This window comes from Tenggerimyces flavus (assembly GCF_016907715.1).
GTDB lineage: Bacteria > Actinomycetota > Actinomycetes > Propionibacteriales > Actinopolymorphaceae > Tenggerimyces > Tenggerimyces flavus.
The window spans coordinates 6,571,965-6,586,587 of record NZ_JAFBCM010000001.1; the positions used below are offsets into that span (position 1 = coordinate 6,571,965).

Sequence of the window (14,623 nt, forward strand, 5' to 3'; positions counted from 1 at the left end):
GGGCTATCAAGCTGGGGTGTTATCTGAATCAGGCACGACAAGGAGCAGCGGGGCGTGACATGCCGCTACTCTATCCGTGGACTCCTGCATGGGCACGGCATTCATCAGGTTGCGCCGGCATCTTACACACCTGGGCAACCTCGCCAACCACCGTTCTTGGACGGTGTCTTGTGTCCGGGAACGCATGCTGACACGCTTGAGCAGACCTGAGGATCGCCCCACGGCGTGACCGTTCCGTCGCCTCCGCTCGACGCATCAACGGCATCACCCTGTCGATCTTGCGCTCCGGTCACGCCGACCAGGCAAGCGCGCCAGGTAGGCCCCGCCGTCAGCTCCTTCGACTTAGAATCCAGGCCCCGGAGGCGATTGTTGCAGCAAAGCTCACCATGCTCCAGTTGAATCGGTCGCCACGACGTCGCAGCCCGCCGAACCTAGCTGCACTTTCCATCAAGTTCGGGATGACCGAGAAGCGCACCCGCGACTACGACCTCGCCGGTGACTGTAGCGACCGTCCGAACGATCGCCTGTATCGGTCGTCGGCCTATATGGATGGCGACGACTGCATCCGGCAGGCGATCGACACGGAGCCGACGGAGGGCGATATCGTGTATCCGCGAGACGCTGGGGGGAAGACCATGTTGCGGAGGCGGATTCGAAGCTTCTGAAGCGGATACGCCGGCCTCACGGATGTGCTGCGGATGTCCGATCCCGAACCACGGCTCGGCAAGACGTTTGGTCCCGCTCAGACAGAACATCCACGTAGAGCGTGACGTAGCGGTCGAGGCAGTGTCGGTGGTCGAACTTCTCCCTAGCTGTCCTTGAGCACCGTATGCGGTCCAGGTCCTCAGTCATGCGGACTGCATCGATCAGATGTTCCAGGTTGTCCGGCGACACGACATAGCCGGTGAGGCCGCGATCTATCAGCTCAGCGGCTGCACCCCGTCCGTAGGAGACAACCGGAACGCCTATTGCCATCGCCTCCACCAAGACATACCCAAATGGCTCCTCCCATTTGACTGGAAAGAGGAGTGCCTGGGCCAATCGAAGCCTCTCGTACAGCGCCGCCCGCTTCAAGTGACCGTGGTAGTAGACGATGCCGCTACCGCGCACGAGCGGTTCGACTACGTTGTGGAAGTAGTCTTCGCAGTGTGGGGGAACCGGGCCGAAGATGTTGAGAGGCATCTCGAGGTGGTGAGCAGCCTCGATGGCGTCTTCCACGCCCTTCGTCGGATCGATCCTGCCGACGAAAGCCAGCGATCCATCGGAATTGCCCTCGGTTGGCGGAAGATTGTCAGTTCGGACGCCGTTCCAGATGACAGGCGTGTTCGCAGGTAGGGCGTCCCAGCCGCGGCGCTGGCTTTCCGACACGCAACAGATGTGAGCCGTGTCCGCTGAAGCCATCACTGATACAGCACGTGCGAGCGCTGACGGGCCAGCTGGCGAGTGTAGTGTGTGGACTACGGGCTTCGGCGCCCACTTGGAGACATACAGAGGCACCGGAGAGAAGGAGTTGTTGTGTACTAGATCGATGGAGGGATCCTCCATAGCGTCGATCACGATTCGGTGGAAGAGCTCGTCCTCGAAGTCCCGCTGATGCGCCACACCAAATCCGGGCATGAACGATAGTCTCGTCGGGTTGAGCACTCGACCGGGGTCGGTGCCAAATGTGCGAACCTCGACGTCGGCGATGCGTGTTCCCTTGCAGCCGTAAACCACAACCTCTATGCCGCGTTCCAATAGCCCCTCAGCCAGGTCGTGGACAAATACCTCAGTACCTCCCGTGAACGGTTCCCGAATCGGATTCCAGAACAATGACAACAATGCGACTCGCATAGGTCACCTCAATTTTGCTGGGTTCGCGACAGTTGCTCGGCCACGCAGCCGTCGCAACAGAAGTTTCGGTCAGGAAGTCGTAGGGTCGACACCGGAAGCAAGATCGCGGCAGGAATGGTACAATCGGGGTCGATCTCCAACTCGTAAAGCGAGCCCGCCGATCGGTTGGTGCGACGGCGGATAGGCTGGTCATCATCTACAGCCAGGTCGCTCCGATCATCGCATGATGGGTAGAGGAAGCTACTCAACTGGTGGAGCTGGATTGGGTTAGCATCGCCATGGCAACGGATAGACTCGCGCCTTCCAAGGACACGTCTGAGGTCCTCGATTGATCCACTCCGCACAGGAGCCGGTCGCTCGCTCGTGAGGATCGCACGGAGGATAGCTTCATGATAGGGGATGAGCACATCCGTGTGGGGATAACGTGCACCTCTTTGGTGACTGCCCAAGCGAAATGCGCGCGCGGAAGAGGAGATCCTCGAACTCCCACTGCGCTAAATACGCAGCGTCGTCTCGAGAGGGTCCAGATTCCGTCGCTGTCACCGCTAGACCTTGTGAACGTGTGCGGCCCGGAGATGAGATGTCAGAGGTGGCGGGCCGAAGGGCTCATCCAACGCATCGAGCACACCTACACCTGGATCCTCACCCCACACGGCCATCGCTTCGCCTCCTCTACACCAAGCTCCACGACCACGGTGCGATGTGCTCTTGCTCAGCGATCGCACGCGCCAACGGCGACGCGATTCGCCAGATGCGATCCATCCGCAGTGCCGCCACGAGGCATCACTGACACTCGTCACCCTGTGGGGTACGCAACGACCATCGGAATCCACCACCGCACATGCCCCGACCAGGCAAAGCCAGAAACTGGGCATCGACTGAGTTCATAGGTACGCATCCCACGGTATCCGGGACAGGCCTTCGGGCACTGGCTATGTCCCGTCACGGTCCGTGGACCGGGTGCATACAGACGCGAGTGCAGATATCCGATGGCTCCGGACAGCAGCGCCGCGGGCCTCGTAGATCAACAGCAGCGCTTGCCTTCGTTCGACGGACTTCATCCACCCGATGTCGGCGTGTGCCCTTATGAACGCGAGTCTGACATCGGGCGGAACGACCAACGCCGACGGCTCACGTTCGGGCTCAAGCCAACCTTCGACGGTACTTCCGACCGGGCAACTTGACGGCACGACGACGGCCGACACATCGCCGCTCCTGAAGGCGAGAGCACGTCGTCTCCCATCTCCGAGGTCGAGTCGCACGCGCATCGCTCGGCGTTCCCCGAGCAGGGTTGCCGGCACTCCAACCACCATCAAGCCGCCGTGCCCGAAAACCTCTCCACGGATACGATGCCGCGCCGGCACACCCTCCGAACCGACGTTGTTCCTAGTGGCGAGCACCGCTGAGCTCCTCACCGGCGAATTCGTAGTACCACAACGACCGATAGTTCGCCCAGGTCTGCGGACGCAGCGGCAAGTCGCGGAACATCTGCTCCAGTTGCCGGCGCGCTTGGAGATAGAACTCCAGCTGGTCCGATCCGCGCGTACCGAAGCTTTCCATGAACTTGTTGTGCGCCTGGAAGACCTGAAAATCCGGAAACTTCGTAACGACCTGACTGAGCTCGAAGAGGGCTTCCCGCACGACGTCGATCGGCTCCAGCCCCACAATATAGGTGAACGTGGCCTGGAACCCGCGATCCCGCGCCGCCACGAGGATGCGCGGCACTTCCTCTGGCCGGAGGCTTGCCTTCGAGTGCTTGAGAATGGCGCTCCGGTTCGTGAAGCATTCCAGAGTCATCACGAGAAAGAACGGCGCAACCTCCTCCGCGATCCGATCCATACCCGCCTCGGTCCTGATGACCGAGCTCAGCATGCCCAGCTGAGCTTTGCCACCATGCTTGGCGAGCGCCTCCCGTACCATCGCCAGATGATCGATGGCGGGCTCCTCCCAGTGGAAGCAGCCCGTCACGACGTTGACCTCGTCGAGCCCGCTCATGTCGGACCAGCTCTGCTCGGCCTCGATGATGCTGAAGCACTGATCGAGGTCGTCGAGAACCGCGAGCCGCGGGTCGGACGCACCCTCCAGCGTGTTGGGACAGAACACACAACCGGTGCACTGGCTGCGAGCGTTGGAGTTCAGCACCAACACGCGGCAGTGGTTGCGGAAGTATCCCCAGAGAGCGTCGTCGTGCTCTACCTCTTCGAGGTCGGCGATCAGTTGGTTGTCGAAGAACAGCTGGTCGCCTCTTACCAAGAACGGTGAATTTGCCCTTGCCAACGGCAGCCCCTGGCGCAGTGGCTCCTCAGGGCGGCTTCTTAGGTGCATCAGCATACGCGCCCGCGGGAACCCCGGGTCCGATCGTGCCCCGAACACGTTCAGCGCGATCATAAGTACGTCGTCGAAACAAACGCCATACCGCTTGGCCAGCTCGTGCGCGTCGTACCAGTTCAACACCGACACCGCCAAGCCTCCCTCCGAATCAGCTCTCGCTACTAGGATGAAAAACGCCGTCCGATGGTCTCGGTGTTTCCTTGTCACCTGGCCGATCGGGCCGTTGTACGCCCCGTCAAGCTGCCGTAGCATTTCGCGCATGTCACTCAAGGCCCTGATTAGTACGGCCGGCTTCGGCAGTCGACTCTTCCCGGTCGGGATCGCGATCAGCAAGGGAATGCTACCCGTGTGCAACCGCCCGATCGTGCACTACTTGGTCACCGAGCTGATCGATGCCGGCATTCGTGAGATCGCCTTCGTAGCAAGGCCACGCGACGACCAGATCCGCCGATACTTCGAAGAAGACGAGCACACCAAACGCTACTTCCAGGAGGCCGGCTGGTCGGCCAAGTATACCCCGTTAGCCGATTGGTACGACCTGATCAACCAGGTCACGTTCACGTGGATCGAGCAGCCACCCGGCGCGTACGGAACCGCGATCCCCGCCCTGCTCGCACGCCGCTGGATCGGAGACTCCGACTGGATCTACTTGTCGGCCGACGACCTCGTCCTCCGGCAGGACGACGGCAGTGACCTGCGGGACCTTATCCGTGCCAGGGAGTTCGTCGGATGTCCCGCCGCACTTCAGGTCGTCGAGGTTTCGTGCGAGCGACTCCGGCACTGCGGCGTCGTCGTACCGCGACGAGATCCTGATGGCCACGAATACGTCGCCGATGCCATCGAGAAGCCGAAGGTCGAGGACGCCGCCTCCAACCTCGCGTCCATCTCTCGCTTCGTTCTCCCACCCGATGTCTTCGAGGTATTGGAAGCGCTTGGCCCAAATCCCGCCTCGGGCGAGTACGTCGCGCTCGATGCGATCGCTCAGTACGCCAAGGTCAAACCTGTGCTGATCCACCGGGCCGCCGGAGAGCACTACGACTGTGGCCGAGTCGACGGTTGGATACGGGCTAACCTGACCGTAGGCCGACGCGACGGCCTGCTCCAGCCCACCGAAGCTGAGCTGAACGACGTCGCGCGTCACGACGCGAGTATGCGCAGGCGCTCCGAGCTCTCCGCCTCGATGCGACGCCGCAGGCGATAGAGGTGACACTTGACGGCGTACTCCGTGGAACCAGTGAGGGCGGCGATCCGGCGCAGGCTCAGACCGAAACCGTAGTAGAGATCGACCAGCATCTTGTCCCGCTCACCGAGAAGGCCTTGGACTTCTCGGCTGACCGTCTCACGATGAAGGTTGCCGAGCGCTTCCTCTTCGGCTGAGACTAAAACCCGCACATAACTGTCGTGGAGTGATGACGGCCACTCCCTTCTGGCGCGAATCGCCATCAGGTGCGTCGTACGCACGATGGCCTTCAGCCAGGCCTCGACCGCTCCTGTTCCCTTGAACTGATCCGCCCGTCCGATCGCCACGGCGATCGCGTCTTGTACCAGGTCTTCCGCTCCGTATCGATCCTTGCACAGGCTATAGGCATACCTAAGCATGCGCCGGTAGATATCCTCACGAGCGATTGTCTCGGCAACGATCATCCTCGGGTTCAGCATCATCCTGACCTCGTGATCTGTGGGATTTGTTTCACTCATGACTACCGTCGAGGCAGGAGCGCATATACGTCCTTTCGTGCGCTGAATCCTGCCCCTCCGGTCACGCCGACCGCGGTTCTGGACGATGCAAGCGCAAACGGCTCGGCCATAAGGGCCGTCATTCGAAGGCGGCGATCGAAGACCTAAGCTCCGCCACGATGCGTTCCTGCTGCTCCGCACTCATGCCAGGAAAGAGCGGCAGGGAAAGCACCTCGCCGGCGAGCCGCTCGCTGACCGGGTACTGGCCCGCCCGGCTCATGCTTTCGTTGAACGGTTTCTGCAAGTGAATGGGAATCGGGTAGTGCACGCCTGCTTGGACACCACGATTACGCAGGCGCGCGAGCACATCGTCTCGGTGCCGTACCCGTACGACGTAGAGGTGCCAGACAGGAACGTTCCCCGGCAATACATACGGCCTGCCTACGCCGTCGATTTCGAGCAGCTCGTCGTAGCGGGCGGCAAGCCTGCGGCGTTCATCGTTCCAACAATCGAGCCGGCGAAGCTTCGCTCGCAGGACAACCGCCTGGATCTCGTCCAATCGCGAGTTCGTCCCTATCACGTCATGGACGTACTTCTCCCGCGATCCATGGTTGCGCAGGCTGCGGACCTGGCTCGCGATCTCCGCGGAGCTCGTGAGCACAGCTCCGCCGTCGCCGAGCGCACCCAGGTTCTTGGACACGTGGAAGCTCGTCGCGGCAACCTGGCCAACGGATCCGGCGCGCATGCCGAACCGGCTGGCGCCTTGCGCCTGCGCGGCGTCCTCGACCATCAGCACGTCGCGTTCCCGCAGATATGGTCGTAGCTCGTCCAGCGGCCAGGTCTGTCCGTAGAGATGCACAGGCAGGATGGCCCGTGCACCCTGCTCGACGCGGGAGGCGACCTGCTTTGGGTCGGCCAGCGCAGTCTGCTCGTCGACATCGACGAACACCGGCGTGGCACCGGCACGAACAACAGCGGAAGCGCTGGCGAAGAAGGAGTTCGCGGGTACGACCACGCGATCGCCGACAGCGACGCCAACCGCGCGCAACGCGAACTCCAACGCATCGGATCCGCTGTTCACCGTCACGCAGTAACGCACGCCGCAGTAGCAGGCGAACTCCTCCTCGAACGCCGCGACCTCATCACCCAAGATAAATCTGCCGCTCTTGAGCACGCGATCCCAACCCTGCCTGACCTCGTCCTCGATCTCCGCCAGCTGAGGCCCGGGATCCATCAGCGGAATTTCTTCCGTCATCTGTCATCCACCGCGCTAGTGGTGCATGAACTGCCCCGACGGCGCCCGGAGCGCGTGTGCTATGTGTCCACTGGCTTGCCGCGCTAGCTCGGTCACGGCCGGACGCATAAACATCTCGAAGTGATCACCGGGCACTCCTTGCACGTGCAGCTTACCGAGGACGCGTTCCCGCCAGCCGGCCGCGTCATTCCGGCCGGCCGCCTCACCTGGAACGAACAGGACGACCGATCCGGCATAGGGTTTCGGTTCGTACCGCGCGAAGGCACGCTCCGACGCCTCGTGTATGCGCAAGTGCCTGCGAACGAAGTCGACCGATACCGCGGGCGGTGCGATCTTGAGTTGCTTCCATCCGTCCAAGATGTACTCAAGTTGATCGTTCTGGTCGAGCGCGGCGAACTCCTTGAGTGTGACGGGGACGTCCTCCTCTGCGAAGAAGCCGTAGAGAAGTTCTGTCGGGGACGACGGCGTTCGCTTGCGTCTCGGCGGCGCGGCGTCGAACAGGATCACGAGCGGCACCTGAACGTCCCGTTCGGCCAGGGCGGTCGCCATCTCGAGCGCGATCAGTCCACCAGAGCAGTAACCACCCAGCAGGTACGTCCCACCCGGCGCGACCGCTACCAGATCGTCGGCATACCTGACCGCCAGCGACTGGATATCGTCGATAGGAAGCGAGTCGTCGTAGAGACCCGGCGGCTGGAACGCGTAAACCGCCCGTTCCGGCGCGAGCAGCTGCACGAAGTCGAATCCCCAGGTGATGTCGCCGGAGATGTCGTGCACGAGGAAGAGCGGCGGCGTCATTGCCGCCGAGGCGCGCAATGGCAAGGCAGTCGACCCCGACGGGAGCTTCGTCTCCTCACGGAGTACCGCCGCGAATTCCTCGATGGTCGGATAGTGAAAGTAGAGATAGAGCGGGAGCGTACGGCTGAAGGTCTCGCTGACGGCCTGGGTGACCTGGAGCAGCAGGATCGAGTTGCCGCCGATCAGGAAGAAGTTGTCTTCGACAGACACGTCGCGCATGCCGAGCACGTCCCGCCAGATGATCGAAAGTGCCACCTCGAACGGGTCCCGCGGTCCAACGAACATGGTGTCCTCCAATGGTGTTCAGACCGGGCCATCGACCTGGCGCGACGTCCAGAGCCCGACCGCGAACCGCGCGGCTGCCTCAAGGTCGGCGAATACCGGATGATCCTCGGACACCGAGGCGAGTTGCTCGTGACCTCGGCCGGTCAGCACCAGACCGGATCGCAGGTCAGCGGCCCGACCGGCCATCAAGTCGGTCAGCGCGTCACCGACGAGAAAGCAGTCCGCCGGCTTCAACGCGAGCGCGGAAAGCGCCTCCTCGATCATTCCGGATGCGGGCTTCCGGCACGGACACCTGTCCCGCGGTGCGTGTGGGCAAAGGAAGCTGGCCGCCACATCGACGCCACGGCGCATCAGCATCCCGAGCAGTCGGGTGTGCAGCCGCATGGCGCCGACCTCGCTCAACAATCCGTGCCCGACAGCGGCCTGGTTCGACACGATGACGATCAGCGCGCCGAACGCCCTGGCGAGTCGCAAGGCACCAACCGCGCCCGGAAGGAGCCGCAGGTGACGCGGGCGCAAGATGTAGCCCCGCCGGTTCTCTACGATCACGCCATCGCGGTCGCAGACCAGTGCGTGCTTCGCGCCGCTACGGCTCGCGGTTTCGGATATCGACGCAAGCGGTCCAGGTCGGTCGACTGGCGCATGCCAGGTCGTACGACCCACGCGATGGCTGGCCTGAGAGGCACGGTGATCTCGCATCACCCAGGAGATGCTTCCAAACGCCTTCCGGTCGCATCTCTTCTACGATGAGAAGCATGTCGGACCTAGCGATAGTGATCCGCGGCGCTGCGGAGAACACGCTCCGTGACGTCGATGTCTCCTTCGGTAGGGGCGTGACGGCCGTCGTCGGAGTGTCGGGCTCGGGCAAGTCCTCACTGGTTTTCGACACGCTCTTCCACGAGGCCCGGCGACGCTTTCTAGAGACGTTGTCGCTCAGCTCACCGTGGTCCCATCTGCGTCCCGCGCTGGTACGGGCGATCGACGGGCTCGGACCGGCTGTGGCCGTCGCGCAGAACGTCGTCAACCACAACCCCAACTCCACCGTCGCCACCGCGACGGGCATCCACCCGTTCCTCCGGGTGCTGTACGCATCGTTCGCGGTTCGTACCTGTCCGCGCTGTGGTGCGGAGCCAGGGTTCGTCGCCAGCGGCCGCGAGCAGCAGCTCAGCTGGCTGCGGCACTTCGCGGGAACCAGCGACAACGGCTTCGAGGTCGTCGTTCCACTGGTCAGGAAGGCCGAAGGCAGCCATCAGCGCCTGCTCGAGCTCCTCGTCGAGGAGTTCGGCGCCGAGGCGGTCGAGGTCGACGGAAACGTCTGGCGGCGTCAGCGATCGAAGGCCCTGCGCGCGGACGTACCGCACGACATCATGCTCAACCTGGCGTCCGTCACCCCGGCTACCGGTGCCGACGAGCTCCGCAGGATCCTCGATACCGGGCGAGAGCTCGGCAGCTCTCAGCTCGTGCTCAGACGCCCGAACGGTGAGGCGCACCAGCTCTCCCGGATCCCTTTGTGCCCGGCGTGCGGCGACCGGCTTCCGACCCTCCGCCCCACGGATTTCCGCACCGGGGACGTCCGCGGCTTCCGGCTCGGAGGCCTGACTCTCCAGGAGTACCTGGAGTTGTCCGTCTCGGAGGCGATGGCCGCCCTCTCCGGCTTCGAGGTGCCATCGGCGGCGGCCCGCCCCCTGGAAGACGTACGGGTCCGGCTCGCCGCGCTGGCGGCCGTGGAGCTCGGCTACCTGCCACTGGATCGGACGACCCCCACCCTGTCGCGCGGTGAGGCCCAGCGGCTTCGGCTGGCAGTGCTCCTGGCAACCCCGGTGGAGGACCTGCTGCACGTCCTCGACGAGCCAACGATCGGCCTGTCCGCGGAGCAGGTGGAGCGCCTGCTCCGGCAGTTCGGCAGGCTCCGCGGTCCTGTGGTGATGGTTGAGCACGACCGATGGGCGGTGGCACAAGCCGATCAGGTGGTAGAGCTCGGACCAGGTGGCGGTAGGAACGGCGGCGCCGTCACGTTCCGCGGAAGTCCTGCGGAGCTGTGGCAGTCGGACACGGTCACCGGTCAGTGGTTCTCCGGGCGAGCCACCGCGCCGGCTCCACCTCGGCCGGCCTTCGGGGACGACCTCGGACTGCTGACCGTCCGCGGAGCCAGTGCCAACAACCTGCGTGGCTTCGACTGTGCGATCCCCGTCGGTCGACTGACCGTCGTCACCGGGCCCTCAGGGGCGGGTAAGTCCACGTTCGCCCGCAACGTCGTGGTCGGTTCGCTCGAGGCCGGCGAGGCACGCGGATGCACCCAGCTGGAGGGACCCGGACTCCGGGCGATCACGGTCGACCAGAGCCCGATCGGTCGCAACCCCCGTTCCAATCCGGCAACGTACACCGGGCTGGCGAGCCATGTCCGCAACCGCTTCGCGAAGTCCACCGGGCTGCCGGCGTCGGCGTTCTCGTTCAACCGATCCGACGGCGCCTGTCCCACCTGCTCAGGCATGGGTGCGGTCGAGCTCGAGCTGCCACACCTGCCCTCCGAATGGTTGACCTGTGAGACCTGCGACGGTCAGCGGTTCGGTCGTGATGTGCTCGAAGCTCGGATACCGCTGGCCGACGGCAAGCACTACGCGATCGCCGAGCTGTACGACAGCACGATCGAACGCGCCTTCGAGCTCCTGTCCGACGACAAGAAGTCCGCGCAGATCCTGACGCATCTCATCGACATCGGCCTGGGATATCTCACCCTCGGCCAGCCGTCACCGACGCTCTCCGGCGGTGAGGCCCAACGGGTCAAGCTCACCAAATGGCTGACCCGCGTGCGCGCCCGCGACCTGATCCTGCTCGACGAGCCGACGACGGGGTTGCATCCGGCCGACCTGTCCCGCCTCACCGACATCCTTCACCGGTTGGTCCACCGCGGCTGCACGGTCCTGGTGGTCGAGCACCATCCGGACATCGTCGAGGTCGCGGACTGGGTGATTCGCCTTGGACCAGGTGGCGGACCCGAAGGTGGCCGGCTGCTCGGCGCCGGCACGGCGGGGTCCGTCCGGCAGCCGGTCAAACAGCCACGGCCTCGCGAACGACCCCGGCGACGGCCTCGCTCCTCGCCGGCGATCAGTGTCGTGGACGCCACGGCCAACAACCTGGACCATGTGACGGTCACGTTCCCGAAGAACGCGATCACTGCGATCGTGGGCCGCTCGGGTTCCGGCAAGTCGTCCTTGCTCACCGATGTGCTCGCAGCGGAAGCGAGCAGGCGGCTGCTGGAGTGCCTTTCGATGTACGAAAGGCAGTCGGTGAAGGAAGGGCCGGAGGCCGCGGTGGCCTCTGTCGAGGGACTCGGCCCAACGGTGACGATCGAGCCGGATCGCAACCTCTGGAACCCACGCCGTACCGTCGGCACCGCAACCGACGTCAGCTTCCACGTCGGCGTGTTGCTCGCGTATGCCGGTACGGGCGGCGACGGGACGTTCCTGCCGAACCACTTCTCGCCGCAGTCCTACCGCGCCGCCTGCTTGACCTGTGGCGGAATGGGAACGGTTCCAGAGCCTCGTCCCGAGCGACTCATCGTCAATCCGGCGGCGCCACTGTGCAAGGGCGCGATGTACTCGCCGGGATTCTTCCCGCACACGTACATGTCCAAGCCGGAGAACGGCGGCTACTGGATGATCCAGGGCCTGGGTCAGCGCTACGGGTTCGACCCGTTCGAGACTCCTTGGGAGCAGATGACCGAATCCGCCCGGCAGGCCTTCCTGTTCGGCGAGCCCGGCGCGAAGGGATCGATACCCGACAAGTCCCGCTGGGTCGGGTTCTTCCCGGTCGTCGACGGCTGGGACCAAGGCGGTCTCTATCTCGACCATCTGATCTGCCCGGCCTGCGAAGGTGGCCGGCTGCGGCCGGAGTTCCTCGCCGTACGGTTGGCTGGAGCCAACCGCCACGACCTCCACCGGTGGCCGCTGGTCCGGGTCGCGGACGTGCTGGACGCCGTGCGGATCCCGGGCAACACGCCCAGCTGGGTTGCGACGTCCAGGACGGTTGTCCTTCGCCGCTTGCGTTTTCTGGCCGGCGTCGGACTGGGCTACCTCCACCTCGACAGAGGGTCGGCGACGCTCTCGGCCGGTGAGGCCCAACGCATCAAGCTCGCCTCGCTGCTCGGTGCCGACCTGTCCGGAATGACTGTGCTCCTCGACGAGCCCACTCGCGGCCTGCATCCGCGAGAGGTGGACGGCCTGGCCGACTCGCTGTGCCGGCTTCGGGACGCCGGCAACACGATCGTTCTGGTCGACCACGATCCCGTGTTGGTCTCCCGGGCCGACCAGACGGTGGTGCTGGGGCCGGCCGCCGGTCGCGACGGAGGCCGCGTGTTGCAGCCTGCCTCGGAGAACGCGCGGGCTCTCGTACCCACGCGCCGGCCCACCGAGCGAACGTCGCCGCGCCGTACGCCAACCGGATGGATGACCGTGCGGAGCCCGAGCGAGAACAACCTTACGGGTGCCGACATCGGCATCGCCTTGGGCGTGTTCGCCGGGATCTGTGGTGTGTCCGGCTCCGGGAAATCCACGCTCGGTATCGACATCATCGCCAGAGCTCTGGCACCTTCGGTGCTGACTACGTCGGTGGCAATGGAACGCGTGCAGCCGGGAGCACATGACGGCATCGTCGGGGCTCCAACGAGAACGGTCTACTCGGATCAGAGCAGATCCGGCATCCAGTCACCTGGGCAGCACCTCGGAGTCTTGGCGGCACTGCGTCGTGCGTACGCGGCGACGGTGGACGCGGCAGAGCTGGAGCTGACGGAGAAAGACCTCACGCCACGGTGCGACGCCTGCCATGGTCGCGGATTCATCAAGCAGGACATGGGATTCCTCCCTTCTATTACCAGTCCGTGCGACGTGTGCGAAGCCACGGGCTACCACTACGAAGCCCGTCGGCTCGTGGTTCGCGGGCACAGCTTGCCCGCGCTCGAGTCGAGGACCCTGGCCGAGGTGCTCGAACTGTGGCTCGACGTCACGGGCGTCGCCCGACCGCTCGAGGTCGCCTGCTCGCTGGGGTTGGGTTACCTACGGCTCGGCCAGCCGAGCCACAGCTTGTCGGGCGGCGAGGCGCAACGGCTGAAGCTCACCCGCGAGCTCCGCAAGAAGAACAGCAAACCCACCCTGTTCATTCTCGACGAGCCGACTGTAGGGCTCCATCCTCGGGACGTCGCCAGCCTGCGGACGGCGCTGGAAGAGCTCGTCGACACCGGTCATAGTGTTCTCGTCATCGAGCACGAGCCGAGCCTGCTCGCGGCATGCGACTGGCTCCTGGAGCTCGGACCGGGCGCAGGACCGGAAGGCGGGCAGGTGGTCGCCACCGGAACACCCGAGCAGCTCGCGAAGGCGCACACCCCGACCGCTCCCTACCTCGCCGAGGTGCTGCCGTGACCGATCCCCTTGCCCTACTGTTGTGTGAGCGCTCAGCCGCCCTGAGATATCGCGTGCTGGCCGAGCTCATGGACGTTCCGCCAGACGATCCCGAGCTGCACGACCTTGGCCGGCAACGAGAGGTAGAGGCGGCCGAGCTGGACGCCGGCTCCGCAACGGGCGTCAAGGAGCTCAGCTGGGCCCTTTGCCGATACTCCTACCAGGGCGTCGACCGATCCCATTGGGAGGTCGCCGCGATCGCCGAGCGGGTTTTCGACAGCCAGGCGGCAGATGGCTCGTTCCCGCTGAACCTGTTCAGGCGTGGACGGCGGGAAAGCGTCTACTCAATGGCCCCGCTTCAGGTTGCCTTGCCGCTACGAGGCCTCGCGGCCGCCGGCTACGCGACCGACGCGCGTGCGGAGCGGGCGTACGACTGGCTGCTCAGCCATCAACTCGACGACGGTGCCTGGCCGATGGGTATGGCGCACGGCCAGCCAGGCTTCATCGCCGGCTATCGCAAGCTGCCGGGCTCCAAGGGCTGCCGTGCAACGACCGAAGGCGTCCTGGCCTGCCTCGTGCTACACCCCGACCGGTCGCGTGCACCGTACACGCGCGCCGCGCTGGACCGCCTCCTGCAGCGAGAGACCAGGGACGAATGGGCATTGGGCACCGAGGTGGCGCGGCTCACGGGACGAGAACCGGCAGCCGGCTTCGTCACGTTCTATGCGCGGTTCGACCTCGCCTTCCTGCTCGACCTCGCCTCGCGTGCGGGCGCATCGCTCGATGACGCGAGGGTCGCGGATCTGGTCGAGTTCCTGATGGACCGCCGCGGCCAGTTCGGGCTCTGGGAGCATCCGGCATATCCGGAGCTGAGCCGCTGGCTCACGTTCGACATCTTGTCGAGCCTGCGCCGCCTGCGATCCGGGGCCTGGTCCGGCCTCGCCCCCCGCGTGCCGTTCCGTGCCTACCCGACCCACCACCGACGGTTCTAGCCGTACGCGGCCAGACGTCGGCCGCGGCGGGTCCGGCTGCCACCAATCCACGGGACACT

General features: G+C 64.8%; 11 protein-coding genes. 4 read left to right on the plus strand and 7 right to left on the minus strand.

Translation table 11 applies throughout. From position 1 onward, the window contains the following. Positions 1-458: 458 nt before the first annotated feature. A complete protein-coding gene (locus tag JOD67_RS30770; protein WP_205121195.1) occupies positions 459-665 on the plus strand; it encodes a hypothetical protein in 207 nt (68 codons plus the stop codon). Between the two features lie 16 nt (positions 666-681). Here the strand turns inward: JOD67_RS30770 and JOD67_RS30775 are convergent, their stop codons facing one another. The 3 genes from JOD67_RS30775 to JOD67_RS30785 all read right to left on the minus strand — a co-directional run bounded on the left by JOD67_RS30775 (position 682) and on the right by JOD67_RS30785 (position 4,293). Next, the gene (locus JOD67_RS30775) at positions 682-1,833 is read right to left on the minus strand and encodes a glycosyltransferase (RefSeq protein WP_205121196.1); all 1,152 of its coding nucleotides are present in this window, start codon (positions 1,831-1,833) and stop codon (positions 682-684) included. A 932-nt stretch (positions 1,834-2,765) separates the two neighbouring features. Beyond that, positions 2,766-3,233 carry a hypothetical protein gene (locus JOD67_RS30780; protein ID WP_205121197.1) on the minus strand — a complete coding sequence of 156 codons (468 nt, stop codon included), beginning with the start codon at positions 3,231-3,233 and terminating at the stop codon, positions 2,766-2,768. After that, positions 3,220-4,293, minus strand: coding sequence for a hypothetical protein (locus tag JOD67_RS30785; protein WP_205121198.1), 1,074 nt, complete (start codon positions 4,291-4,293; stop codon positions 3,220-3,222). The genes JOD67_RS30780 and JOD67_RS30785 overlap by 14 nt, the downstream gene beginning before the upstream one ends. Positions 4,294-4,423: 130 nt before the next feature. Here JOD67_RS30785 and JOD67_RS30790 point away from each other — a divergent pair, with 130 nt between their 5' ends. Further along, complete coding sequence (locus tag JOD67_RS30790; RefSeq protein WP_205121199.1) at positions 4,424-5,365, plus strand: sugar phosphate nucleotidyltransferase; 942 nt, start codon at positions 4,424-4,426, stop codon at positions 5,363-5,365. On the opposite strand, the gene JOD67_RS30795 is transcribed toward JOD67_RS30790, so the two are convergent. The 4 genes from JOD67_RS30795 to JOD67_RS30810 form a co-directional block, all read right to left on the minus strand. Beyond that, complete coding sequence (locus JOD67_RS30795; protein WP_205121200.1) at positions 5,302-5,808, minus strand: RNA polymerase sigma factor; 507 nt, start codon at positions 5,806-5,808, stop codon at positions 5,302-5,304. The genes JOD67_RS30790 and JOD67_RS30795 overlap by 64 nt on opposite strands. A gap of 172 nt (positions 5,809-5,980) precedes the next feature. Beyond that, complete coding sequence (locus JOD67_RS30800) at positions 5,981-7,096, minus strand: DegT/DnrJ/EryC1/StrS family aminotransferase (RefSeq protein ID WP_205121201.1); 1,116 nt, start codon at positions 7,094-7,096, stop codon at positions 5,981-5,983. Between the two features lie 15 nt (positions 7,097-7,111). Then, on the minus strand, positions 7,112-8,149 hold the full coding sequence (locus JOD67_RS30805) for a thioesterase domain-containing protein (protein ID WP_205121202.1): 1,038 nt from the start codon (positions 8,147-8,149) through the stop codon (positions 7,112-7,114). A gap of 48 nt (positions 8,150-8,197) precedes the next feature. After that, the gene (locus JOD67_RS30810; RefSeq protein ID WP_239554114.1) at positions 8,198-8,878 is read right to left on the minus strand and encodes a D-glycero-alpha-D-manno-heptose-1,7-bisphosphate 7-phosphatase; all 681 of its coding nucleotides are present in this window, start codon (positions 8,876-8,878) and stop codon (positions 8,198-8,200) included. 56 nt (positions 8,879-8,934) lie between these two features. Between JOD67_RS30810 and JOD67_RS30815 the strand changes: the two genes are divergently transcribed. Both JOD67_RS30815 and JOD67_RS30820 read left to right on the plus strand, forming a co-directional pair. Further along, on the plus strand, positions 8,935-13,593 hold the full coding sequence (locus tag JOD67_RS30815; protein WP_205121204.1) for an excinuclease ABC subunit UvrA: 4,659 nt from the start codon (positions 8,935-8,937) through the stop codon (positions 13,591-13,593). Continuing rightward, positions 13,590-14,564 (plus strand): prenyltransferase/squalene oxidase repeat-containing protein, encoded by a 975-nt coding sequence (locus JOD67_RS30820; RefSeq protein ID WP_205121205.1) that lies wholly within the window; start codon positions 13,590-13,592, stop codon positions 14,562-14,564. Before JOD67_RS30815 ends, JOD67_RS30820 begins: the two co-directional genes overlap by 4 nt. The last annotated feature ends 59 nt before the right edge of the window (positions 14,565-14,623 follow it).